Source organism: Kluyvera ascorbata (assembly GCF_023195735.1).
Lineage (GTDB): Bacteria > Pseudomonadota > Gammaproteobacteria > Enterobacterales > Enterobacteriaceae > Kluyvera > Kluyvera ascorbata.
On sequence record NZ_CP096201.1, the window covers coordinates 2,340,238 to 2,364,817 of the forward strand.

The 24,580-nt window shown below is 54.7% G+C and carries 26 protein-coding genes; 16 read left to right on the forward strand and 10 right to left on the reverse strand.

Annotated features, from left to right (window positions below; all coding sequences use genetic code 11):
* Positions 1-33: 33 nt before the first annotated feature.
* Together MY052_RS11035 and MY052_RS11040 are read right to left on the reverse strand one after the other, a co-directional pair.
* Complete coding sequence (locus MY052_RS11035) at positions 34-975, reverse strand: alpha/beta fold hydrolase (RefSeq protein ID WP_123652171.1); 942 nt, start codon at positions 973-975, stop codon at positions 34-36.
* Positions 976-1,251: 276 nt separating this feature from the next.
* Positions 1,252-2,151: a DMT family transporter gene (locus MY052_RS11040; RefSeq protein ID WP_035897251.1), complete on the reverse strand. Its 900-nt coding sequence runs from the start codon at positions 2,149-2,151 to the stop codon at positions 1,252-1,254.
* A 184-nt stretch (positions 2,152-2,335) separates the two neighbouring features.
* On the opposite strand from MY052_RS11040, the gene MY052_RS11045 reads away from it, so the two are divergent.
* A complete protein-coding gene (locus MY052_RS11045; RefSeq protein WP_248538806.1) occupies positions 2,336-3,205 on the forward strand; it encodes an AraC family transcriptional regulator in 870 nt (289 codons plus the stop codon).
* Here the strand turns inward: MY052_RS11045 and MY052_RS11050 are convergent.
* On the reverse strand, positions 3,182-4,348 hold the full coding sequence (locus tag MY052_RS11050) for a benzoate/H(+) symporter BenE family transporter (RefSeq protein ID WP_248538807.1): 1,167 nt from the start codon (positions 4,346-4,348) through the stop codon (positions 3,182-3,184). The genes MY052_RS11045 and MY052_RS11050 overlap by 24 nt on opposite strands.
* Positions 4,349-4,483: 135 nt before the next feature.
* Between MY052_RS11050 and MY052_RS11055 the strand changes: the two genes are divergently transcribed.
* A complete protein-coding gene (locus tag MY052_RS11055; protein ID WP_248538808.1) occupies positions 4,484-5,059 on the forward strand; it encodes a helix-turn-helix domain-containing protein in 576 nt (191 codons plus the stop codon).
* A gap of 199 nt (positions 5,060-5,258) precedes the next feature.
* On the forward strand, positions 5,259-7,217 hold the full coding sequence (locus MY052_RS11060) for a peptidase U32 family protein (protein ID WP_248538929.1): 1,959 nt from the start codon (positions 5,259-5,261) through the stop codon (positions 7,215-7,217).
* 50 nt (positions 7,218-7,267) lie between these two features.
* On the opposite strand, the gene MY052_RS11065 is transcribed toward MY052_RS11060, so the two are convergent.
* From MY052_RS11065 to MY052_RS11085, 5 genes are all read right to left on the reverse strand, one after another.
* Entirely contained in the window at positions 7,268-7,600 is a 333-nt protein-coding gene (locus MY052_RS11065; protein ID WP_248538809.1) for a hypothetical protein, read from the reverse strand.
* A 130-nt stretch (positions 7,601-7,730) separates the two neighbouring features.
* Positions 7,731-7,856: a DUF2474 domain-containing protein gene (locus MY052_RS11070; protein WP_181814566.1), complete on the reverse strand. Its 126-nt coding sequence runs from the start codon at positions 7,854-7,856 to the stop codon at positions 7,731-7,733.
* On the reverse strand, positions 7,856-8,866 hold the full coding sequence (gene cydB / locus MY052_RS11075; protein ID WP_248538810.1) for a cytochrome d ubiquinol oxidase subunit II: 1,011 nt from the start codon (positions 8,864-8,866) through the stop codon (positions 7,856-7,858). Before cydB ends, MY052_RS11070 begins: the two co-directional genes overlap by 1 nt.
* A complete protein-coding gene (locus MY052_RS11080; protein ID WP_035896620.1) occupies positions 8,863-10,263 on the reverse strand; it encodes a cytochrome ubiquinol oxidase subunit I in 1,401 nt (466 codons plus the stop codon). Before MY052_RS11080 ends, cydB begins: the two co-directional genes overlap by 4 nt.
* A 145-nt stretch (positions 10,264-10,408) precedes the next feature.
* Positions 10,409-10,603, reverse strand: a complete 195-nt coding sequence (locus tag MY052_RS11085; RefSeq protein ID WP_035896622.1) for a hypothetical protein — start codon at positions 10,601-10,603, stop codon at positions 10,409-10,411.
* A gap of 576 nt (positions 10,604-11,179) precedes the next feature.
* On the opposite strand from MY052_RS11085, the gene MY052_RS11090 reads away from it, so the two are divergent.
* From MY052_RS11090 to MY052_RS11130, 9 genes are all read left to right on the forward strand, one after another.
* Positions 11,180-12,592: an aminotransferase-like domain-containing protein gene (locus MY052_RS11090; RefSeq protein ID WP_248538811.1), complete on the forward strand. Its 1,413-nt coding sequence runs from the start codon at positions 11,180-11,182 to the stop codon at positions 12,590-12,592.
* Between the two features lie 274 nt (positions 12,593-12,866).
* On the forward strand, positions 12,867-14,012 hold the full coding sequence (gene ydcS, locus MY052_RS11095; protein WP_035896624.1) for a putative ABC transporter substrate-binding protein YdcS: 1,146 nt from the start codon (positions 12,867-12,869) through the stop codon (positions 14,010-14,012).
* 17 nt (positions 14,013-14,029) lie between these two features.
* Positions 14,030-15,043 carry an ABC transporter ATP-binding protein gene (locus MY052_RS11100; RefSeq protein WP_248538812.1) on the forward strand — a complete coding sequence of 338 codons (1,014 nt, stop codon included), beginning with the start codon at positions 14,030-14,032 and terminating at the stop codon, positions 15,041-15,043.
* A gap of 12 nt (positions 15,044-15,055) precedes the next feature.
* The gene (locus MY052_RS11105; protein WP_369708434.1) at positions 15,056-15,985 is read left to right on the forward strand and encodes an ABC transporter permease; all 930 of its coding nucleotides are present in this window, start codon (positions 15,056-15,058) and stop codon (positions 15,983-15,985) included.
* On the forward strand, positions 15,975-16,790 hold the full coding sequence (locus tag MY052_RS11110; protein WP_035896627.1) for an ABC transporter permease: 816 nt from the start codon (positions 15,975-15,977) through the stop codon (positions 16,788-16,790). The genes MY052_RS11105 and MY052_RS11110 overlap by 11 nt, the downstream gene beginning before the upstream one ends.
* 14 nt (positions 16,791-16,804) lie before the next feature.
* The gene (gene patD / locus MY052_RS11115) at positions 16,805-18,229 is read left to right on the forward strand and encodes an aminobutyraldehyde dehydrogenase (protein WP_202217934.1); all 1,425 of its coding nucleotides are present in this window, start codon (positions 16,805-16,807) and stop codon (positions 18,227-18,229) included.
* Positions 18,230-18,309: 80 nt separating this feature from the next.
* Positions 18,310-18,555, forward strand: coding sequence for a hypothetical protein (locus MY052_RS11120; protein WP_051910813.1), 246 nt, complete (start codon positions 18,310-18,312; stop codon positions 18,553-18,555).
* Between the two features lie 191 nt (positions 18,556-18,746).
* The gene (locus tag MY052_RS11125) at positions 18,747-18,983 is read left to right on the forward strand and encodes a hypothetical protein (RefSeq protein ID WP_248538813.1); all 237 of its coding nucleotides are present in this window, start codon (positions 18,747-18,749) and stop codon (positions 18,981-18,983) included.
* A 197-nt stretch (positions 18,984-19,180) separates the two neighbouring features.
* Entirely contained in the window at positions 19,181-19,354 is a 174-nt protein-coding gene (locus MY052_RS11130; protein WP_072011442.1) for a GhoT/OrtT family toxin, read from the forward strand.
* A 3-nt stretch (positions 19,355-19,357) separates the two neighbouring features.
* Here the strand turns inward: MY052_RS11130 and MY052_RS11135 are convergent, their stop codons facing one another.
* Complete coding sequence (locus tag MY052_RS11135; protein ID WP_035896632.1) at positions 19,358-20,389, reverse strand: AI-2E family transporter; 1,032 nt, start codon at positions 20,387-20,389, stop codon at positions 19,358-19,360.
* A gap of 173 nt (positions 20,390-20,562) precedes the next feature.
* On the opposite strand from MY052_RS11135, the gene MY052_RS24370 reads away from it, so the two are divergent.
* The 4 genes from MY052_RS24370 to MY052_RS11150 all read left to right on the forward strand — a co-directional run bounded on the left by MY052_RS24370 (position 20,563) and on the right by MY052_RS11150 (position 23,742).
* Positions 20,563-20,697 carry a protein YdgV gene (locus tag MY052_RS24370; protein WP_462476127.1) on the forward strand — a complete coding sequence of 45 codons (135 nt, stop codon included), beginning with the start codon at positions 20,563-20,565 and terminating at the stop codon, positions 20,695-20,697.
* 96 nt (positions 20,698-20,793) lie between these two features.
* Positions 20,794-21,162, forward strand: coding sequence for a multidrug/spermidine efflux SMR transporter subunit MdtJ (mdtJ, locus tag MY052_RS11140; RefSeq protein ID WP_035894512.1), 369 nt, complete (start codon positions 20,794-20,796; stop codon positions 21,160-21,162).
* Positions 21,155-21,484 carry a multidrug/spermidine efflux SMR transporter subunit MdtI gene (gene mdtI, locus MY052_RS11145; RefSeq protein ID WP_035894513.1) on the forward strand — a complete coding sequence of 110 codons (330 nt, stop codon included), beginning with the start codon at positions 21,155-21,157 and terminating at the stop codon, positions 21,482-21,484. The genes mdtJ and mdtI overlap by 8 nt, the downstream gene beginning before the upstream one ends.
* A 92-nt stretch (positions 21,485-21,576) precedes the next feature.
* The gene (locus MY052_RS11150; protein WP_248538814.1) at positions 21,577-23,742 is read left to right on the forward strand and encodes a putative bifunctional diguanylate cyclase/phosphodiesterase; all 2,166 of its coding nucleotides are present in this window, start codon (positions 21,577-21,579) and stop codon (positions 23,740-23,742) included.
* On the opposite strand, the gene MY052_RS11155 is transcribed toward MY052_RS11150, so the two are convergent.
* A complete protein-coding gene (locus MY052_RS11155; RefSeq protein WP_035894516.1) occupies positions 23,739-24,563 on the reverse strand; it encodes a trypsin-like serine peptidase in 825 nt (274 codons plus the stop codon). The genes MY052_RS11150 and MY052_RS11155 overlap by 4 nt on opposite strands.
* Between the last annotated feature and the right edge of the window lie 17 nt (positions 24,564-24,580).

Here is a 24,580-nt window from a genome sequence, read left to right on the forward strand (position 1 = left end):
TTCTCCACAAAGGGCTAAGGGGCCACGGTGACGCTACAGCTTATCGGCATCGATGACCGCGGTCGTAAAATCAGTTGGATCTTCTTGCGGCGGGTTATGACCGACATGGGCACCAAAAGTACGGTGCTCATACTTGCCGGTAAAGTGCGACGCATAGGTTTTTGGGTCCGGGTGTGGTGCGCCGTTGTTACCGCCTTCAATGGTGATGGTCGGTACGGTAATGGGCGGCAGCGTCGCCAGCTTCTGCTCATATTTATCGTATTTTGCTTCGCCTTTTTCCAGCCCCTGACGCCAGCGATAGTTATTTATCGTTATCGCCACGTGGTCCGGGTTATCCAGCGATTTGGCGCTGGTATTGAAGGTCTCATCGCTGAATTTCCAGTCCGGTGAGGCCTGCTGCCAGATAAGTCTGGCGAAGTCGTGGGTGTTTTTGGCGTAGCCCGCCTGGCCGCGCGGTGTGGCGAAATAAAACTGATACCACCACTGGAGTTCCGCTTTCGGCGGCAGCGGCTGCTCGCCGATTTTCTGGCTGCTGATGAGATAGCCGCTCACGGAAACCAGTGATTTCACGCGTTCCGGCCACAGTGCCGCAACAATATCAGCCGTGCGTGCGCCCCAGTCGTATCCCGCGAAATCCGCCTGTTTAATGTTCAGTGCGTCCATCAGCGCCACAATATCGGCCGCCATCGCGGAAGGTTGGCCGTTACGCGGGGTGCTGGCAGAGAGAAATCGGGTGGTGCCGTAGCCGCGAAGATGGGGAACAATCACGCGAAAGCCTTTGCTGGCGAGCGCGGGTGCGACTTCAGCATAGCTGTTGATGTCGTACGGCCAGCCGTGTAGCAAAATGACCGGCTGTCCGTCGCGGGGGCCAATATCGACGTAGCCGACGTCGAGCACGCCAGCGTGAATCTGATGGACCGTTTTAAAATCGTTGGCGTAGTCGGTTGCTGCCAGCGCGGGAATCGCGGAGGCCATCAACACAGAGGCCAGACACAGACGGTGAAAGCGGGATACGTTAGAGGCTGAAGCGTTCATGAATTTCTCCTGGACAGAGGCTTGATATCATCAAATCAAAAACGATAGCGAACGAAGTATAGGTGGCTATCGCGACCAGATAATAAAAACAATCTGAAGTGTCGAGGATGTGTGGGAATTCTTGAATTTTGCCAGCCACTGTATCCGGGAAGGGGCCGGATACAGTGTGATACAAACTGCGATATTGTAGCCCGGCCGAGCAAAGCGACGCCGGGATCACGCCCGACTTAAAAACGGCACGCGCCACATCTCTGGCTTGGCAAACATCACCAGGTTCCCCAGCAGAATCAGCACCAGTCCGAGAACCGCGTTCGCGTGCCACTGATAGCCTTCGTACATCGTCGACAGCGTCAGCGCGACCAGCGGGAACAGCAGCGTGCTGTAAGCGGCATTGCTGGCACCGATACGCCCGACCAGGGTGAAATAGACGCCAAAGGCAATCACCGAACCGAAAATCGCCAGATAGAACAGCGCGCCCATGTAGCTCACCGTCCACTGCGGCGTGAAATCATCGCCGCGCAGTAGGGCGATAACGCCAACGATTATCGTACCGTACAGCATTGCCCAGGTATTGGTGGTCAGCGTTTCCAGCCCACGCCGCTGGTGGCGCAGGCTCAGCATGTTGCCCAGCGAGAAGCCGTAGGTGCCGAGCGCGCTGAGTAAAATCCCGGCCAGCAGCGTGCTGCTCATGCCGACTGCGCGCAGGTCATCCCAGAAGAGGGTGATAATGCCGCACAGCCCTAGCAGGGCGGCCAGATAAAAGCGCTTTGGCGGCGTCTGGCGGAAGAAGATAAAGCTGTTGATGGCGTTAAACAGCACCGCCATGGAGAAAATCACCGACTCCAGCCCGGTATTAATCCACTTTGCCGCCGTGTAGAAGCACAGAAAGTTGAAGCCGAAAACGCAGCAGCCTTGCAGAATGCAGAACAGGTGGTCGCGTAGCGCCAGCGGACGTAAACGACGCAGGCACAGCAAAATGGTCATCATGGTGACGCTGGCAATGGCGAAGCGCCAGAAAATCGAAACGGCCTCAGGCACCGGGCCCTGTTGTAAAAAGATGGCAATCCAGGTGGTTCCCCAGATAACAACGACCAGGGCATAGAGCAGCGCGTTCATAGTTCCTCGCATCAATAACAATAAAAAAACCAGTGTGACGCGATGCACATCCCGGCGCTTGCAGAAGGCTGCGGGTGACTTGCATATTCTTGCGGTTTTTTTGCAAGCGGGTCGCGCAGAACGCTAGATTCTGCGGCCGACAGCCCCTAGACTGGCACTATCGTTAATCGTGATAGATATGTTAATGGCATACGCAACCTTTGAGAGATTACAGAGTCAGAACGCACAGCTGCGGGAAACCGTTGCGCTTAACTCTGGGATCCAACTGGCGGCCTGGTATAACAAATGCGATAACCTGACGGTTAAGAGCGATCATCACACGCTTAGTCTGTACGTAGCAGATGGCTACGAGAGCTATCAGAAAACGCCGCACGGCTGGAAGAATGGCGGGGGGCCAGACCGTTTCTGCCTGATGCCGAAAGACTCGGAATCAACGTGGGATATCCGCGGCGATCTATCATTTGTGCATCTCTATTGCACCGATGAGCATTTGCGTAAGGTGGGCGAGCAGGTGTGGGATCGCAGCCCAGCGACCTTAACGCTCGACGAACACATTTTTGGCGACGACCCGAAAATAACGCTACTGTACCGCCAGTTCCTCCTGGGCTATGACTGGCAGCAGCCCGCTAACCAGCTTGCTTTGAGCAGTGCCAGCACCCTGTTGCTGACGCATCTCATCCAGCATCACGCCAACGTACAGTGGCGACTACCTACGGTAACCGGCGGGCTGGCTCCGGTGGTACTGCGTAATACGCTCGACTATATCGACGCCCATCTCTCTTCAGCGCTGACTCTTGCCGACCTCGCCGCGCAGGCGACCCTAAGCGAATACCATTTTGCGCGCATGTTCCGTCAGAGCGTAGGCCTGGCACCGCATCAGTACGTGATGCAGCGCCGGATGGATCGCGCGCAGCAGATGGTGCGCTACACCACGCAATCCCTGACCGATATTGCCCTGTGCTGTGGGTTTAGCTCCGCCAGCCATTTCAGCAATCGCTTTAAAGCGGTGAATGGCATGACGCCGTCACAACTACGCGCGGGTCTTGCGGGATAACAGCGCGAAGCTGATGCCGCCAATCACTAACCCCCAGAACGCCGACCCCACGCCCGCCAGCGTTATCCCGCTGGCGGTGACCAGAAAGGTGACCATGGCTGCGTCGCGTTCTCTATCGTTATTCAATGCCTGAAACAGGCTTCCTCCCAGCGTACCGAGCAGCGCCAGTCCTGCCAGCATCTGGATCCACACCGTCGGTAGCGCTGACATCAGCGCGGTAATGGAGCCGCCAAAGACCCCGGCAATCAGATAGAAAACCCCCGCGGCGGCGGCCGCCTGCCAACGTTTGAGCGGATCGGGGTGAGCATCCGGGCTCTGACAGATGGCGGCGGTAATGGCGGCGATGCAGACGGAGTACACCCCGAACGGTGCCAGCAAAAGGCCAAATGCGCCGCTGACCACAATCAGCGGCGAAATCGGAACGTGATATCCAGAGGCCTGAAGCGTGGCAAGCCCTGGCGCATTTTGCGACGCCATCGTCACGAGGAAAAAGGGAATACCGATGCTCAACAGTTGGGTTAGGGAAAAGTGTGGGGTAATAAACTGCGGGACGACCACGGCCAGACTCAAGGAATGAGTGACAATGTCACCTTTTAAAGCCGCCATCACGATACCCACCGCCAGCGCCGCGACAACCGCGTAGCGCGGCGCAAGGGCTTTAAACAGCAGCCAACCTACCAGCATGCTGCCGCACAGCACCAGCTGTCCCTGCAATGTGGCAAATGCCTGCAGACCGAAACGCAGCAAAATACCGGCCAGCATGGCCGCCGCCAGCGAATGCGGAATCAGCTTCATCAAGCGGGCAAACCAACCGGTCAGGCCGCAGATAACAATCAACGCGTTGGCAAAAATGAAAACGCCTACCGCGTCGTTGAGCGTCGCCCCCTGTAAACCACCCACCAGAAGCGCCGCGCCGGGCGTTGACCAGGCGGTTAAAATCGGCACTTTTCGCCACAGGGTCAGCGCGAGCGTGCTGATGCCCATCGCCAGACCGAGAGCGGTCATCCAGCCAGATATTTGCATTGATGTTGCGCCCGCCGCTGCGGCGGCCTGCCAGATGATTGCTGCAGAGCTGGCATAGCCGACCAGCACGGCAATAAAACCGGCCAGCACGGTGGGGAAAGGAACGAAAGCGGTTCGCATAAAAGCCTCTTGTGCGTTATAACATCCAATTAATGTAGCATTGTGCGCTATAGCGCACAACAGTCGGTTATGATTTGCTAAAACGTCGCAGGCAGCGTGGGGTATACTTCGGCGATGGAAGAAAATGGAGGTGGAATGAATATTGCGCAACACCTGGCAGCGACGCTCAAATCCTTACGTCAGCAGCGTGGCTGGAGCCTATCTAAACTCGCGGAAGAGACGGGGGTCTCGAAGGCGATGCTGGGGCAAATCGAACGCAACGAATCCAGCCCAACAGTCGCAACGCTGTGGAAAATTGCGACCGGCCTGAACGTGCCGTTCTCGGTGTTTATCACGCCTGAAGTGCCGGGCGCAGAACAGTCGTTCGACCCGCAGCAGCAGGCGATGGTCGTCACGCCGGTATTTCCCTGGGATCCGGTACTTTTCTTTGACCACTTTTCTATTACCCTGGCGCCGGGAGCGTTAAGCGAATCGACCCCGCATGAAAAAGGGGTGATTGAGCATGTGGTGGTAATTAGCGGCCAGCTTGATATGTGCATTGAGGGCGAATGGCGCACGCTGTACGCCGGAGAAGGGCTGCGGTTTGCCGGGGATCTGGCGCATGCGTATCGCAACAGCGGCGAGCAGGTCGCGCATTTCCACTCTATTATTCATTATCCCAAAGAAAACGCCGCAGGCAGGCCTGCGGCAAATCATGACAATGAACCATAACGTGGCCGTTACGAGGAAAGTCCGGAATACGGAAATGACTCTAACTGACTGATGTCGAAAGCAGAAATACCCATTTCGGCAATAGGTTACTGAAATTTTGCTAACCGTGGCGCACAAGCGCTGGAAACTGTTTTCGTCCGCCGCGGCTTCTGGCTACAATAGCCGCCATTTTGTGACCCGACTGGATAACCTCGACCGTATGCGCCAGCAGAATGCCCTTCTTGAACTCCTTAGCCCGGCTCGCGACACTGCAATTGCTCGCGAAGCGATTCTTCATGGTGCCGATGCCGTGTATATCGGCGGCCCAGGCTTTGGCGCACGCCACAACGCCAGCAACAGCCTGCAGGATATTGCCGCGCTGGTGCCGTTTGCCCATCGCTACGGTGCTAAAATCTTTATTACGCTCAACACTATTTTGCATGATGATGAGCTTGAACCCGCGCAGAAGTTGATTACCAGCCTGTACGACGCTGGCGTTGATGCGCTGATTGTGCAGGATATGGGCATTATGCAGCTCGACCTGCCGCCCATTGAACTGCATGCCAGCACCCAGTGCGATATTCGCACCGTTGAGAAAGCGAAATTCCTGTCTGACGTTGGGTTCAGCCAGATAGTGCTGGCGCGCGAGCTGAATTTGCAGCAGATCAAAGCCATTCACGACGTGACCGACGCGACCATCGAGTTCTTTATTCACGGCGCGCTGTGCGTGGCGTATTCCGGCCAGTGCAACATTTCACACGCTCAGACCGGGCGCAGCGCCAACCGCGGCGACTGCTCACAGGCTTGTCGTCTGCCGTATACCCTGAAAGACGATCAGGGGCGGGTGGTCGCGTTTGAAAAACACCTGCTGTCGATGAAAGATAACGATCAGACCGCCAACCTCGGCGCGTTGATTGACGCGGGCGTGCGTTCCTTCAAGATTGAAGGGCGCTATAAAGACATGAGCTACGTGAAGAATATCACCGCGCACTATCGCCAGATGCTCGATACGATTATTGAAGAACGCGGCGATTTGGGCCGTGCTTCTGCCGGTCGCACTGAGCATTTCTTCGTGCCATCAACGGACAAAACCTTCCATCGCGGCAGCACCGACTATTTCGTTAACCAGCGTCAGATGAATATTGGTGCGTTTGACTCACCGAAATTTGTCGGTCTGCCGGTCGGGGAAGTGCTGAAGGTCAATAAAGAGACCCTCGACGTAGAAGTGAGCGAGCCCTTGGCTAATGGCGATGGGTTGAACGTGTTGATTAAGCGTGAAGTGGTGGGCTTTCGTGCCAACACGGTAGTGAAAATCGGCGAAAATCGCTATCGCGTGTGGCCGAATGAGATGCCAGCTGACCTCTATAAAGTACGTCCGCATCAGGTGCTTAACCGCAACCTGGACCACAACTGGCAGCAGGCGCTGCTGAAAACGTCCAGCGAGCGCCGTATTGCGGTGGATATCGAGCTTTCCGGCTGGCAGGAACAGCTGGTGCTGACGATGACCAGCGAAGACGGCGTTAGCATCACGAATACCTTAGACGGTGAGTTTGCTGCCGCCAATAACGCTGATAAAGCGCTGAGCCAGCTTCAGGACGGGATTGCGAAACTGGGTCAGACCATTTATTACCCGCGCGGCGTTGAGGTGATGTTGCCGGAAGCGCTGTTTGTGCCAAACAGTATGCTGAACCAGCTGCGCCGCGAGACCGTGGAAATGCTCGACAACGCGCGTCTGGCGGCTTACGTGCGCGGTAGCCGTAAAGCGGTGGCGAACCCGGCGCCGGTCTACCCGGAAAGTCATCTGAATTTCCTGGCCAACGTTTACAACCATAAAGCGCGCGAGTTTTATCATCGCTATGGCGTGCAGCTAATTGACGCGGCCTATGAGGCGCACGAAGAGAAGGGTGACGTGCCGGTGATGATCACCAAACACTGCCTGCGCTTTGCGTTCAATCTGTGCCCGAAACAGGCGAAAGGCTCTATCAAGAGCTGGAAGGCGACGCCGATGCAGCTGGTTAACGGTGATGAAGTGCTGACGCTGAAGTTTGATTGCCGTCCGTGCGAAATGCACGTGATTGGCAAAATCAAAAATCACATTCTGAAGATGCCGCTGCCAGGGAGCGTAGTGGCGTCGGTGAGCCCGGATGATTTGCTGAAAACGCTGCCGCGTCGTAAATAGTGGGGAAGCAACAATGCTAAAAAAAGGCCGGAAATTCCGGCCTTTTTTATTTAGTCATGCTGCCCGTCTTTTGGTGGCAGTTTGTTGTCGCCGTCGTGTTTTGGCGGCTGGCCTTTGCCATCATGCTGCGGGCCTTTATTGTCGTGCGGCGGCTGGCCTTTGCCATCGTGCTGTTGGCCTTTTTGGTCGCGCGGGGGCTGACCTTTGCCGTCGTGCTGCTGACCTTTGCCATCGTGCTGAGGGCCTTTGTTGTCATGCGGCGGCTGACCATTATGCTGCTGTTCTACAGGTGGTTTTTTTGGTGGTTCCTGATGATCAGCTGCGAAAGCGGTTGAACACAGACCCATAGCCAGGATTGCAGACAGTGCAATAATTTGTTTCATCATGTACTCCATACATTGCTTTTGTGTAATGGCCTTAGTTGACCAATAAAAAATGGAGGAAATGTGAAGGCCCCGGCCAATTAAGAATAGTCCGGGGATTTAAAGCTGATACTGCCATTTCATTGTTATATCAAGACTTAAAACCGGCAGCCGTCATCAGTACACGAAATAGACTGCCTACCACTGCCAGCGTCAGAACGCTGCCACCCCACAGCGCCACCAGCCAGAAAATGCGTGAAGCCCAGCGACTTTTCATCAATGATAGCCCTCGTTTTGCGGGACCTTTCCGCGAAACACGTAGTAGCTCCAGAAGGTGTATACCAGAATGATCGGGATGATAAAGAGGGCGCCAATCAGCATAAATTCCTGGCTTTGTGCCGGTGCGGCGGCCTGCCACAGGGTTATGGACGGCGGAATGATAGCCGGCCAGATGCTGATGCCAAGCCCGCTAAAACCGAGGAAAACCAGGATCAGCGTCAGAATAAAAGGCTGAGCATGGCTCTCTGTTCGCGCCAGATGCCACCATAGCAGCGCGCTGGCCATAAGAACCAGCGCCGGTACCGGCAGCAAATAGTAGAGGTTCGGCAGGCTGAACCAGCGTTGGGCGATAGCGGTATGCTGAAGTGGGGTCCAAAGGCTGATGATGGCAATGACGGCCAGCAATGCCAGCAGCAGACCGCGAGCATTCCGCTTCATGCTGCGCTGCAACGTTGCTTCGCTCTTCATCACAAGCCATGTCGCGCCAAGTAGCGCATATGCGATGGTAAGCCCCACGCCGCAGAAGAGCGTAAACGGCGTCAGCCAATCGAAAGCACCGCCGCTATAAGCGCGCCCCGTTACCTCAAAACCGTTTATCACGGCGCCGACGACAACGCCCTGGCAGAACGTCGCCAGAATTGAGCCGCCCATAAAGGCGTTATCCCAGAACGGACGGTGTGACGGCGTAGCATTGAAGCGAAACTCAAAGGCAACGCCACGGAAAATCAAGCCAACCAGCATCAGCGAAAGTGGGATGGTCAATGCGTCAATAATGACGGCATAGGCCAGCGGAAACGCGCCGAACAGCCCCGCGCCGCCGAGCACCAGCCAGGTTTCGTTGCCGTCCCAGACCGGAGCCACGCTGTTAACCATCACGTCGCGCTCCTGCGCATTGTGGGTAAAGGGAAAGAGGATTCCGATACCCAAATCAAAGCCGTCCATAACGATGTACATCAGGGTGGCAAAAACAATAATCACGAACCAGATAATGGACAGGTCGATGCTCATGCTTGTTCCTCCTGGGATGAGTGGGGATCTATGGCGGCGGAAAGCGGGCGCGCAGCCGTTCCTTGAGGGGGATGGTCAAACGGCTGCGGGCCTTTGCGGATAAGGCGTACCATATAGCTGTAGCCCACGCCAAAGACCGAGCTGTACACCACAAAGAAGGTTAACAGGCTGATACTCATATGCAGGTTGCCGTGTGCCGATACGGCATCTGCCGTGCGTTGCAGGCCGTAGACCACCCATGGCTGACGTCCTACTTCGGTGGTGACCCAACCGGCGAGGATGGCAATCAGGCCGGAAGGGCCCATCAGCAGCGCAAACCACAGGAACGGGCGTGAGGTGTACAGTGTCTGTCGTTTGCGTAACCACAGCGCCGCCACGCCAAGCAACAGCATCAGCATTCCGAGCCCCGCCATAATACGGAACGACCAAAAGACAATGGTTGAGTTCGGGCGATCTTCCTTCGCGAACTCCTTCAGCGCTGGCACCTGCTTATCCAGGCTATGCGTGAGGATCAGGCTCCCCAGCAGTGGAATTTCCAGCCCGTAGCGTGTGCGTTCCTGTTCCATATCCGGCCAGCCAAACAGCAATAGCGGAGTTGGCTCGCCCGGCGGGTTTTCCCAGTGGCCTTCAATAGCGGCAATTTTGGCCGGCTGATGCTTTAAGGTGTTGAGCCCGTGCATGTCGCCCACCATTGCCTGAATAGGGGCAACAATCAAAGTCATCCACAGCGCCATGGAAAACATCGTGCGCACCGCAGGCGTCTGGTTGCCGCGCAGCAGGTGCCAGGCCGCTGATGCCCCGACAAACAGCGCGCTGCTCAGAAATGCGGCAATGGACATATGCAGGAGCCGGTAAGGGAAAGAGGGATTAAACACCACGGCAAACCAGTCTACGGGCACGACCTGACCATTAACGATTTCATAGCCTTGTGGCGTCTGCATCCAGCTGTTGGAGGCGAGGATCCAGAAGGTGGAGATAATCGTGCCCAGCGCCACCATGCAGGTGGCGAAGAAGTGCAGCCCCGGCCCGACGCGGTTCCAGCCGAAAAGCATGACGCCAAGAAAACCGGCTTCAAGGAAAAATGCGGTTAACACTTCATAGGTCAGCAGCGGGCCGGTTATGCTCCCCGCGAACTGGGAAAAACCACTCCAGTTAGTCCCGAACTGATAGGCCATCACTAGCCCGGATACGACCCCCATACCGAAATTGACGGCGAAGATCTTAGACCAGAACTGGTACAGCGAACGCCAGACCGGGTTACGGGTTTTCAGCCATAGTCCTTCAAGCACAGCCAGATAACTGGCGAGGCCGATGGTGATGGCAGGGAAAATAATGTGAAATGAAACGGTAAAGGCAAACTGAATTCGCGCGAGGTGAAACGCATCAAGACCGAACATGCAAACTCCGTGGAGAAGAAGACTCGGCGTGATTTTAGGGCGTGTTGGCGCAGGGGGGCAGAGACAGTCCGTGGGTATTAAATGATAACAGTTCTAACTTTTCATTCACTTTTTAGCGGCTGTTATCGCCGCTTCTGCTTATGCGTTAACCCCGGGTAAACCGGGAGGCGAGTTTTTTGGTTTTCGGGTAAAGGCACACCATCCCGCTGCCCAGTGCCACGATAAACAGCAATGGGTTTATCAAATCCAGCGCTTCAGAGTGTAATTCCCCGGAAGCGACGACGGAGGAAAAGCACAGCGCCGCCGAATAACCCAATAGCTCAATACTTGTCATTTTCATGTAAAAAGAGATCCGCCTGCATGATGAGAATCATGACTACCGTGTTGCAAAATGAAGGTTTGCGATATTGATAAATAGGGATTGGCCTGGCGTGATGAAATAACCGAGCTCTATTTCGCAAGGCGCACATCATGCCGTGTTTATATTTTTTTTCACGTCAATAAGTGCCCATTTTTACAGGATTTGCTTAAACGGTAAGCAGGCTCGCTTAATATTTGATATTTTTCGCCTTTTAGCGCAGGTGAACGGTTCAACGCGCCCACTGGGGGCGCGTTAAATGAGAGCATCAACTCTCGGTTTCTGGTTTGGCAATTAAATCTTCAACCTGATTCGTGTCGTGGCTAACCCATGAATTATCGGCACCTTCACCAGGTGCAGACCCCGCATTATCAGCATAATCTAGCGGTAACTTCGGTTTCTGTAAGGTAATACGTAAAAATTAATGGTGAGTAGTGCGTATTCACAAAATATGAAGTCGCGGACGAATCGCTATCAACCCATATCAGTTACAAAAAAATGCATATTTATTAACGCTGATATAAAATGGTTGCAATGTCAGATTCACCGGGAACCTCCATGAAAAAGTACCAGCGCCTCGCCGAGCAGATGACGGAGCAGATAGCTCTTGGGGTATGGCTTCCTGGCGACAAACTGCCGTCGCTCCGTGAACAGGTGGTTAACAGCGGTATGAGTTTTATGACCGTCAGCCACGCGTATCAGCTACTGGAAAGCCAGGGCCGTATCGTTGCGCGCCCGCAATCTGGCTACTATGTCGCGCCGCGTGCTGCTGCACCGCGCGCGGCAGCGCCACCGGCGCAGGTGATGCCGGATAACGTCGTCGACATCAATACCTATATCTTTGAAGTGTTGCAGGCCAGTCGTAATGCCTCAGTGCTACCGTTCGCGTCGGCATTTCCGGACCCGAAACTGTTTCCACTGCCTCAGCTAAACCGTTCGTTAGCGCAGGTCAGCAAAACCGCGACGGCGATGAGCGTGATTGAAAACCTGCCGCCGGGTAACGATGAGCTGCGTCACGCGATTGCGCGGCGCTATGCCCTACAGGGCATGACCATTTCGCCCGATGAGATTGTCATCACCGCCGGTGCACTGGAGGCGCTCAATCTGAGTCTGCAAGCCGTCACCGAACCCGGTGATTGGGTTATCGTCGAGAACCCTTGTTTTTACGGCGCACTTCAGGCGCTGGAACGACTGCGGCTTAAAGCCTTATCGGTGGCCACCGATGTGAAAGAGGGTATCGATCTGGATGCGCTGGTGCAGGCGCTGCAAACCTATCCTGTAAAGGCCTGCTGGCTGATGACCAATAGCCAGAATCCGCTGGGTTTCACCTTAACGCCGGAGAAAAAGGCGCGTCTGATTGAGATCCTGAGTGAACATAACGTCACGCTGATTGAAGATGATGTGTACAGCGAACTCTATTTTGGCCGCGACAAACCGCTTCCCGCCAAAGCGTGGGATAAAAGCGATATGACGCTGCACTGTAGCTCTTTCTCAAAATGCCTGGTGCCTGGGTTTCGCATTGGCTGGGTGGCGGCGGGCAAACACGCGCGGCGCATCCAGCACTTACAGCTTATGAGCACACTGTCGACCAGTTCGCCTATGCAGCTGGCGCTGGTGGATTATCTGGCAACCAAGAGATACGACGCGCACCTGCGGCGTCTGCGTCGCCAGCTTGCCGAGCGTAAACAGCAGGCTTGGCAGGCCCTGATGCGCGCGCTGCCGCCGGAAGTGCATATTCATCATAACGACAGCGGCTATTTTCTGTGGCTGGAACTTCCCGCCGGGCTGGATGCCGGGGCGCTCAGTGCAAAAGCGCTAGAGCACGATATCAGCATCGCGCCAGGCAAAATGTTCTCGACGACCGATAACTGGGCGTCATTCTTCCGTTTTAATACCGCCTGGGGGTGGGGAGAAAGAGAAGAGCGTGCGGTAGAAACGCTGGGTCAGCTTATTCGTGAAATGTTGAATTAATCTCGTCATATTCTCTTCCAGGACGACATTCTCGCCCTGATAAAGACCGGCCATAGGAAATACGCATAGATCTCCTGGCCGGTAACTCCTTGTCTATAATCCAGATTATCAATGTCCTTTTGCCATTTTTGCGGAATGCGTCCTTGGTCACAACCTGTGCAAATTTATATCGGCTGCACAGGTGTGCTGCATTGTGATGTCTATTTTTATTAAGGGAGATATTTTTAACGGCACGGCTGCCGCTCAAATTCATTGTGACAGGAGTAAAAACTTTATGAGCAAGAAATTTGCCCGCAGCAGCCTGTGCGCGCTGGTGATGACCGTCGCTACCGCGAATGCCGCCGAACCCCCAACGTCGCTTGGAAAAGCAGAAGGGCGCCTGGATATTATCGCCTGGCCGGGGTATATCGAGCGGGGTCAAACCGATAAACAATATGATTGGGTGACCCAGTTTGAAAAAGAGACCGGCTGTCAGGTTAACGTTAAAACGGCGGCAACCTCTGACGAAATGGTCAGTCTGATGGCGAAAGGAGGTTATGACCTGGTGACGGCCTCCGGCGATGCCTCGCTGCGTTTGATCATGGGTAAACGCGTGCAGCCGATTAACACGGCGCTGATTGAAAACTGGAAATCCCTCGACCCGCGCCTGGAAAAAGGTGCCTGGTTTAACGTTGACGGTAAAGTCTATGGCACGCCCTATCAGTGGGGGCCAAACCTGCTGATGTACAACACCAAAACCTTCCCGACGCCACCAGACTCCTGGAACGTCGTCTTCGTTAAACAAAATCTGCCGGACGGTAAAACTAATCAGGGGCGCGTGCAGGCCTACGATGGCCCTATCTACATTGCCGATGCTGCGCTGTTTGTCAAAGCTACGCAGCCGCAACTGGGTATCAGCGACCCATATCAGCTTACCGAAGCACAATATCAGGCGGTATTGAAGGTGCTGCGTGACCAGCATGAGTTGATTCACCGCTACTGGCACGATACCACCGTGCAGATGAGCGACTTTAAAAACGAAGGCGTGGTGGCCTCCAGCGCCTGGCCGTATCAGGCTAACGGCCTTAAAGGCGAAGGTCAGCCGATTGCTACCGTGTTCCCGAAAGAAGGGGTGACCGGTTGGGCGGATACCACCATGCTGCACGCTGAAGCAAAACATCCGGTCTGCGCCTACAAGTGGATGAACTGGTCGTTAACGCCAAAAGTGCAGGGCGACGTCGCGGCCTGGTTTGGCTCGCTGCCGGTGGTTGCTGAAGGCTGTAAGGCCAGTACCTTACTGGGCGATAAAGGCTGTGAAACCAACGGCTACAGCTTCTTCGACAAAATTGCCTTCTGGAAAACGCCGATCGCTGAGGGCGGCAAATACGTGCCTTATAGCCGCTGGACGCAGGACTATATCGCCATTATGGGCGGCCGCTAATCATCCAGGAGTCCCACATGACGTATGCAGTAGAATTTCATGACGTCTCGCGGCTTTATGGTGACGTGCGCGCGGTGGATGGTGTCAGCATCGCCATCCATGATGGGGAGTTCTTTTCTATGCTGGGGCCATCCGGCTCCGGCAAAACCACCTGTCTGCGGCTGATTGCCGGGTTTGAGCAGCTCTCTGGTGGCGCTATCTCTATTTTTGGCAAGCACGCCAGCGAACTGCCGCCCTGGGAGCGGGATGTCAACACCGTTTTCCAGGACTACGCGCTGTTTCCGCACATGTCGGTGCTGGATAACGTCGCCTATGGTCTGATGGTGAAGGGCGTCGGAAAAAAAGAACGTCAGGCAAAAGCGGTGCAGGCGCTGGAAAAGGTCGCGTTGGGCTTTGTGGCAGGACGCAAGCCGTCGCAGCTTTCCGGCGGTCAGCGTCAGCGCGTGGCGATTGCCCGAGCGTTGGTGAACGAGCCGCGCGTGCTGCTGCTTGATGAACCGCTGGGCGCGCTGGATCTCAAGCTTCGCGAGCAGATGCAGTTTGAGCTGAAAAAGCTCCAGCAGGATCTCGGCATCACGTTTATCTTCGTCACCCACGACCAGGGCGAGGCGCTGTCGATGTCTGACCGGGTGGCGGTGTTCAATAACGGTCAAATTGAACAGGTAGATACGCCGCGCGCACTGTACCTGCGACCGCGAACGCCGTTTGTAGCGAGCTTTGTCGGGACCTCTAACGTTTTCGCCCCTGCCGTGGCGGAGAAGCTCTGCGGGATTGCGGGAAGCTGGGCGCTGCGGCCTGAACATATTCGTCTGAACGAAAGCGGAGAAGTGCAGGTGCAGGGACGCGTGCAGGCCGTGCAGTATCAAGGTGCGGCAACGCGCTATGAACTGCTGCTGGAAAGCGGCGAGAAGCTACTGGTCAGCCAGGCCAATTTCTCTGCAGGACTCAATGCCGATGGCCCTACCGTGGGGCACCAGGTGCAGGCTTCATGGGCGCGGGATGCGATGGTGGCGCTGGATGGAGGGAGGTAGATGGAGATGAGCATGACGCCGGTTCCTCCCGTTCACCGCCAGGGGCGTTTATCGAGCCTGTTCTGGCGCAGGCCGACGCTCGGGCTGTTTCTGCTGCTGCTCGGCCCGCTGATGTGGTTTGGGATAGTCTACTTCGGTTCGTTGTTGACTCTGCTCTGGCAGGGGTTCTACACCTTCGACGATTTCACCATGTCCGTCACGCCAACGCTGACGCTGGCAAACCTCTATGCGCTGTTTAACCCGGCCAACTACGACATCATCGTGCGTACGCTGGTGATGGCGCTTTCGGTCACCGTCGCCAGCGCATTGCTTGCCTTTCCGATGGCGTGGTACATGGCCCGTTACACCCACGGGAAGAAAAAAGCTTTTTTCTACGTGGCGGTGATGTTGCCGATGTGGGCGAGCTATATCGTCAAAGCCTACGCCTGGACGCTGTTGCTGGCGAAGGATGGGGTGGCACAGTGGTTTCTTAACCATCTGGGGCTGGAGGCGCTGCTGGCGGCGGTGCTGACAATACCGGGCGTGGGCGGTAATACGCTCTCGACTTCCGGATTGGGCCGCTTCCTGGTGTTCGTCTATATCTGGCTGCCGTTTATGATTTTGCCGGTGCAGGCGGCGCTGGAGCGGATACCTGGTTCCTTGCTTCAGGCCTCCGCTGACCTCGGCGCGCGTCCGCGCCAGACCTTCCGTCACGTGGTGCTGCCGATGGCCATTCCCGGCATTGCCGCAGGTTCAATTTTCACCTTCTCGCTGACCCTTGGCGATTTTATCGTGCCGCAGCTGGTGGGGCCACCGGGGTATTTTATTGGCAACATGGTCTATTCCCAGCAGGGGGCTATTGGCAATATGCCGATGGCTGCCGCCTTTACGCTGGTCCCTATTGTTCTTATTGCCCTCTATCTGGCGTTCGTGAAGCGTCTGGGAGCGTTCGATGCACTCTGAAAGGGCACCGCTGTTCCTTAAAATTGCCGCCTGGGGCGGCGTTATCTTCCTGCATTTCCCGCTGGCGATTATCGCCATTTACGCGTTTAACACCGAAGACGCTGCGTTCAGCTTTCCGCCGAAAGGCCTGACGCTGCACTGGTTCAGCGAGGCGGCTTCTCGTGGCGATATTTTTGATGCCGTGACACTGTCACTTAAAATTGCGTCGCTGTCGACGGCTATCGCACTGGTACTTGGCACGCTTGCTGCAGCAGCGCTATGGCGACGTGATTTCTTTGGCAAAAGCGCCGTGTCACTGCTACTGCTGTTGCCCATCGCGCTACCGGGCATTGTGACCGGGCTGGCGCTGTTGACGGCGTTTAAGGCCGTTAATCTTGAGCCGGGTTTGCTGACCATTGTTATCGGTCATGCAACGTTCTGCGTAGTGGTGGTGTTTAACAACGTCATTGCCCGTTTTCGCCGTACTTCGTGGAGCCTTGTGGAAGCGTCTATGGATTTAGGGGCCGACGGGTGGCAAACCTTCCGTCACGTGGTGCTGCCGAATTTAGGCTCGGCGCTGCTGGCTGGCGGTATGCTGGCGTTCGCGCTGTCGTTTGATGAAATTATCGTCACCACCTTCACCGCCGGACACGAGCGAACGCTGCCGCTGTGGTTGCTTAACCAACTGGGGCGTCCTCGAGACGTGCCGGTGACTAACGTGGTGGCACTGATGGTCATGCTGTTAACGATGATACCGATTTTAGGGGCGTGGTGGCTGACTCGCGAAGACGACTCTGCCGCTAGCGGTGGTACGACATTTAAATAAAACAGGATCATACTATGCAACATAAGTTACTGATTAATGGTGAACTGGTCGCAGGTGAAGGGGAGTCCCAGCCGGTCTATAACCCTGCGACGGGTGAGATCCTGCTGAACATCGCGGAAGCGTCCGCCGCACAGGTTGACGCCGCCGTGACGGCCGCCGACCGGGCGTTTGTGCAGTGGGGGCAAACCACGCCAAAGCACCGTGCGGAATGCTTGCTCAAGCTAGCCGATGTTATTGAAGAACACGCCGCTACCTTTGCCCGGCTGGAATCGCTCAACTGCGGTAAGCCGCTGCACTGCGTCACGAATGATGAAATCCCGGCGGTGGTGGACGTGTTCCGCTTCTTCGCGGGGGCCGCCCGCTGTCTGAACGGGTTGGCGGCGGGTGAATATCTTGAAGGCCATACATCGATGATTCGCCGCGATCCGGTGGGCGTGGTCGCGTCAATTGCGCCCTGGAACTATCCGCTCATGATGGCGGCCTGGAAGCTGGCTCCTGCGCTTGCCGCAGGGAACTGCGTGGTGATTAAGCCCTCAGAAATTACCCCGCTTACCGCCTTAACCCTGGCTGAATTGGCGAAAGATATCTTCCCTGCGGGAGTGCTGAACGTGCTGTTCGGCCGAGGGAAAACGGTTGGTGACCCGCTGACGGGTCATGCCAAAGTTCGTATGGTGTCGCTAACCGGCTCGATTGCTACCGGGGAACATATTATTGCCCATACTGCGCCATCGATTAAACGCACGCATATGGAGCTTGGCGGTAAGGCGCCGGTGATCGTTTTTGACGATGCCGATATTGACGCCGTGGTAGAAGGGGTCAGAACCTTTGGTTTCTACAATGCCGGGCAGGACTGTACCGCAGCGTGCCGGATCTATGCGCAGAAGGGCATCTATGAACGGCTGGTGGAAAAATTAGGGGCTGCCATCGCGAGTCTGAAATCAGGCAACCCGGAAGATGAGTCGACCGAACTGGGGCCATTGAGCTCCCAGGCGCATCTTACCCGAGTAAGCGAGGCAGTTGCCCGAGCCAAAGCGCAGCCGCATATCAAAGTCGTCACCGGGGGAGAAAAAGCCGCCCGTGCAGGATATTACTTCCAGCCGACACTGCTTGCGGGGGCAAAACAGGAAGACGATATCGTGCAGCGCGAGGTTTTCGGCCCTGTTGTCAGCGTGACCATGTTCGACAACGAAGAGCAGGTGCTTGGTTGGGCTAATGACTCCCAATATGGGTTGGCTTCATCCGTCTGGACGCAAGATGTTGGGCGGGCGCATCGCCTGAGCGCACGGTTACAGTATGGCTGCACCTGGGTTAACACCCACTTTATGTTGGTCAGTGAAATGCCGCACGGCGGGCAGAAACTCTCAGGTTACGGCAAGGATATGTCCATTTATGGCCTTGAGGATTACACCGTGGTTCGCCATGTGATGATAAAGCACTGAGTGAGTGGTCAAGGGATGTCATACCGCGTTATGGTGTTGCATCCCTTATAACCTGTCATCGGTTTGGCTTAGGAGGATGTGTGAATCAGGATTTCCAGGATATCAAAAATGAGTTTGATAAATGGGGGCCCGAGGCGGGTGAAAGTGTCGCGCAGCGGATGTATGAGGCACTGGCAACAAGGTTGGCTCCTTTTTTCTTTAACCAGGAAAGCATCAATAAAAGAAGGTTAATCATCAAACTTGAAGAGGGAGAAAAAGAGGTCGGTACCCAAACCCGGTATGATTGGCTGGAAGCTTTTAATCGGTTGAAACCAGAGGGTCGCTAAGGCGGCCTTTTTCTTATTCAGTGTTTATCTAAACACGGTGCGGTCTACAGGGGCGTTTATCGGTGAGCTTGATGACGATTTACTCCCTTGTCGGTAGGCGTGACGCTTGCCCATACTCCTCCCTGGTTTTGACATACCCAATGCAACGTGCGAGGATCCGCGCCGTTGTAGAACCAGGTATAGTCAGAAAGATGAAGAAAAGTATCGTTTGTAGCGCTGTAGTGATTGCTGCGGTGATGGGGATTGGGACTTATTATTCGGTTAGTCGTGTTGCGACCTGTGAAGGACAAAACCGAGTCAGTGCGGCCTGCATTGCGCAGTCCTGGGATATGGAAAAGGTGAACGTCATTCCGCAATACGATCCCAACCACTACGTTAGTGACCCGACGGCAGACAGCATCTTTGCTGCCAGCGTGCCAAAACGCTAACCGGACGGTGTGTCACAGAATTAAAACCCAGCGCGGCGTAATGTAGTGCTGGGTTTTCTCTTTTTAGCAGTCAATTCGGCTGGAGCCGAATTCCAGGATCAAAAAACATTTCAGCGATAAGTGGCGAAAAACTTGATGTACGTCAAAAAACGTAGCATATTGCGCCGCTTTAACGATCAATGACAAGGATTCAATTGGTGACGCTATATCAGCATATGCTCATCTTTTACGCCGTTATGGCGCTTATCTGTGCCGGTATTACCTGGTTTCTGACCCGTGAGACAACGTCAATCCGCCTGATTGCCACCGTGCTGATTGGCGCAACGTGGCCGTTTAGTTTCCCCGTTGCGCTGATGCTGTCGCTGTTCTGACGGTTATTTGCTTAAATCACTCAGCAGGATGGCAATGCTTTTCCCGCCTTCGGTCTGCTCAAGGGCAATTTTAACGATAATGGTCAGCGGGACGGAGAGCAGCATGCCAACCGGACCAAGCAGCCAGCCCCAGAAGATCAACGATAAAAAGACCACTAATGTCGATAGACCCAGGCCGCGCCCCATGATGCGGGGTTCAAGAATGTTGCCAAACACAAGGTTAATGACCAGATACCCCGCAAGGACGACAAGCGCGTCGTAAAAGCCGGTGAACACCAGTACCTGAAGGATAGGGGGAATGGCCGCCAGCACCGAACCAATGTTCGGAATGTAGTTGAGCGCAAAGGCCAGCAGCCCCCAGATAAAGGCAAAGCGTACCCCCAGTAGTTCCAGCATTCCCCATACGACAAGCCCCGTCACTACGCTGATGGCCGTTTTCAGCACCAGATAATGCGAGACGCTATCCAGCGCGCGCTGAATCGCCGCCATGCCTTCAGTAGGCTTTGCCATGATTTGCTGTAGTTTGGCAGGCAACTGCGGGACTTCCAGCAGCATAAACACCACCGTTAGCAGCAGTAAAAAGATAGAGGACATGGCGTTCGAAAGCTGGCTCAGAAAACGAGAAACCAGCGTCATGGCGGCATTGGGGTCAATGTATTTAATCAGTTCGTCCGGGCTGACGCTGATACCAAAACGCTGAAACCACGGCTCGAGATTATAAATAGGCACCGCCAGTGAGGAACGATACTGTGGCAACGTGCGCGTGAGCTCATTGAGCGATGTACCAAGCGTGGCAAGCAGCAGAACGGCGGCAAGAATAATCACCCCAATCAACAGCGAAATGCCCAATACCCGCGGTACTCGCCAGCGCACCATCAGTTGAACCAGAGGGTTGAGTATCACGGCGATAAACAGCGCCAGGACGAACGGGACGATGATATCGGCGGCAAAGCGAATACCGGTGAGAATGATGACCAGCATGCCCAGCATGATGACTATCTTTAATCCATTAAGCGTGATGATCGGCCTGGACATGTTGAGCTAACTCCTGCGAATATCTATGCAGAATATGATAGTTGCGAATCTACTGATAATAAATGCATTTATATCAAATAACATCAGTAAAGATTTGCAAACATTTTGAAATATTTAGATGTTTGTGTTAGATATTAACTGTGTTTAACTACTGAGGACAATTTTAATCCGCAATGATGAGAAGCAATACCGCGGATAATTGTAATTTTATGGACAATATGTTCAGGACGTTCAGCCTTACCAAACCTTCTGTTTTTCCTTCCTATTCTGCCTTCTATGGTGAGCAGCACTGGCGCAACGCGCTTTAGTACCCTTCTTCGTTTGAGCTAAATTTTAATCATTTTATTTCAGTTTGCGCCTTGCCGCGAGCTGCACGGATTATATTCTCATGCAGGAGAAGGACTATGTTTTACTGGATTTTATTAGCCTTGGCCATTGTTGCTGAAATTACTGGTACGCTTTCTATGAAATGGGCGAGCGTATCTGACGGAAACACTGGCTTTATTTTGATGCTTGTGATGATCGCCTTGTCATATATTTTTCTTTCGTTTGCGGTTAAAAAAATCGCACTGGGTGTTGCCTATGCGCTGTGGGAAGGCATCGGCATTGTATTGATTACCCTGTTCAGCGTAATGCTGTTTGACGAGAGCCTGACGGTGATGAAAGCGGCGGGTCTGGCAACGTTGATTGCCGGTATCGTACTGATTAAGTCCGGTACGCGTAAAGCCACCGCGGTAAACAAGTCTTTGAATAAAGAGGTGAATCATGCATAAGTTTGAAATGATTCACGGCGTATGGCTGGCAGGCTCCATTGTTCTGGAAATTGTCGCTAATATTTTCCTCAAGTTTTCTGACGGCTTCCGCCGCAAAGGATACGGCATCCTTTCCCTTGTCGCCGTACTGGCTGCGTTCAGCGCGCTGTCGCAGGCGGTGAAGGGAATTGATCTCTCCGTTGCCTACGCCATCTGGGGCGGATTCGGTGTGGCCGCGACGCTGGCGGCGGGGTGGATCCTCTTCGGCCAACGGCTGAATAAAAAAGGCTGGGTTGGTTTAGCTTTACTGTTGGTGGGTATGGTTATCATTAAGCTCGCCTGATGTGATCGCTGCCTGAGAAATCGGGCAGCGAAATCCTTCGTCTGTATTACGCTTGTAACAAAGGGTTAGCGTATTTGATGCGAGGGGCAACCATGTTCGATCCGTCACGCTGGCGTAATATAGCCACAGCCAGAACGCTTTTTGTGATTATCTTTTTTGCAGGCATCGGCCTGATTTTTTCTATTATTTCGCTTCTATACCTCTCGCAAAGCCTGATCACCAGCAAAACCAACGATATTGATGCCCGTCGCTCGGCGCTATCCGTCGATGGCGCGATCCAAACGTCTATTAACCGCGTGCTCTCATTAGTGATTGATAACGCCATCTGGGATGATGCCGTCCGTGAAGTGTATGCGCCCAGGCTCGACACCACCTGGCTTTACAACACCTGGGGCGCTGGCTTCAAAATTAACAATCTTTATGACGGTACCTTTGTGCTGGACGAGAACTATCGCGTCTTGTGGGGATCGTTTCGTAGCTCGCCGTTCAGCGAGCGCGATCTCTCGTTTTTTGGCAGTGGTTTAAAGGCGCTGATCGAGCAGAATCAGGACGCCTTGCTGCGAGGAAAAAATAACGTTGCCGGAATAACCCATACACGTGAAGGCGTTGCCTTTATTGGCATTGGCCTGATCCGCCCAATGGTAGGTCGCCTGAATGTATACGATGCCACCCGTCGTTATCTGGTCATCACCCGGCACGTCAACCCGGCGCTGTTAAATACCCTTGGCAACACCTTCCAGATTGAGAACCTGACGCTCACTACTTCGCCACAAAACAGGTACAACATACCGCTGCGCACCTCCAGCGGTGAAGTGGTTGGCTGGCTTAACTGGCAGCTAAGGCAGCCCGGCGTTGAGGCGGCGCAGGCGGCCTCGCCGGAGATTCGAAAAATTGTCCTGCTGGCGTCGGGGCTTATCCTGCTATTTATCCTGGTGAGCAGCCTGGGATTGTGGAAGCTAGCCCGCGGCGAGCGGCAGGCGCGTGAAATCGCGTTGACCGATTGGCTGAGCCATTTGCCAAACCGCCGGGCGCTAATTGAGCAGCTTGAGCATATTAGTCGCCGGGGAGACCGGGATATCAAGACGGTGGTCTTTATCGATCTTGATGGTTTTAAAGATGTTAATGACATCTATGGCCATGATATCGGTGATATTTTAATTATACGCATTGCCGATATGCTACAAACGCTCGTCCCTCATGGCGGCATGCTGGCGCGTATGGGCGGCGACGAATTTGCCATGACAGTGGGCGGTGCGCACTCTGAAGCCAGCGCTTCGGCGTTTGCTGGCAGCGTGCTGGATTATCTCAGCACGCCAATTCGTATCGGCGAACGAACGCTGCATATCAGCGCCAGCCTGGGGATTGCTAGCGGTACGTTACAGGATAAAACCAGTTCCGAGCTGTTCCGCCAGGCCGATATTGCCATGTATCACTCCAAAATAACCGGGAAAGGGCGGATCACGCATTATGACGCGGAGCTCAGCAGCGCCCGCGAATACCAGCTTTCTCTGGAGAACGATATTCGCCATGGGCTCGAGCACGATGAATTCGAAGTCTGGTATCAGCCTATTGTCTGTGCCCGCTCGCAGGCGATGGTAGGGGTAGAAGCGCTGGTACGCTGGCCGCGACGGCCAAAGGGCGAACTGATGCCCGATGCCTTTATTGCGATTGCGGAAACCAGCGGGCTTATCTATTCCCTTGGCCAGTTTGTACTGGCGCGCGCCTGCCGTGACTTGTTGAATCATAATGATTTAAAACTGTCGGTGAATATTTCCCCCGCACAGTTCCGCGACCCGGAGTTTGAGAACAAAGTATCCAGCGTACTGAAATCGTCCGGTTTCCCACCGTCGCGACTACAGCTTGAGGTGACGGAAACCTATGTTCTGGAAAAACCCGAGCGGGCAAGGGCGGCGATTTCCGCGCTCAAAGCATTGGGTACCGCCGTGGCACTGGATGACTTTGGCACGGGGTATTCCAGTATTGGCTACCTGCGACGTTTTAACTTCGACACGATTAAAATCGACAAATCTTTGGCGGGGCTGGTGGGTGATGACGATCAGGCGGCGGCGCTGGTGGGAGGAACTATCCGAATTGCCAGCGCGTTGGGGATGACGGTGATTGCGGAAGGCGTGGAGACCGAAAAACAGATGAAACTGCTACGGCTTGCCGGCTGCGACCAGCTTCAGGGATTCTACTTCAGTGAGCCGATGCCGCTCTCATCGCTGCTGGCGTTGCGTCACCAGCAGCGTCTGAGTTAGTTTCCGGCAGCTAACGCCTCAAGCTTATCGCGAAAACCGGTCACCGAGATGGCGCGGTTATCGGCACGCTGGCGATCTTTTGCCGCCGGAGCAGAGCTTTGCACGGCAATAACCTGCCAACCGGCGTCCGTTTTCAACAGCAACGGGGAACCGCTATCGCCCGGCAGCGTGTCGCACTGATGGGAAAGTACCGAGGTTTGTGCCCACCCCGTGACCGTACAATCTTCATGGCTGTACAGCGAATCCAGATGGTCGAGCGGATAACCTGACTGCGTCACTTTACGCCCCGTCGCTTTCAGTGCGGCGGTGAGATCATCTTTATTCCCGGCGAATACCGGTAGCGGCGTGATGCCTGAAGGCGGGTTACGCAGCACAATAATGCCAAAATCCCACGGCGCCGCGGAAGCCGGAACAATCCAGCCGTCGCCATCCGCCTTGAGACGTTTTCCTAAAGAGGGGTCAACGCGACCTTCAATATCGTGAATCTCGTAGCGCCAGGTGCCTTTCTGCGACACAAAACGCAGCGCCACGGCTTTGTCCAACTTGCCGCGCGGTGGTTCAAGCAGGCAGTGCCCGGCGGTGAGCGCCAGGTGAGGAGAAATTAACGTCGCGGTACACAGATTGCCGCTAGCGGTTTCCAGCTGGCCAATGGCGTCCCACGGTGCCTGAGCAGGATGGGTGACCAGGGTACGATCGTCATGACCGAAGAACAGCGTTTTAATATCTTTAGCACTGATGCCAATATCATCGTCATCAGCGTGAGAAATTAAGGGTAGGACGGATAACGTTCCCAGTAAACAACACACAAAGGCTGTACGCATATCACTCTCTGATGGGG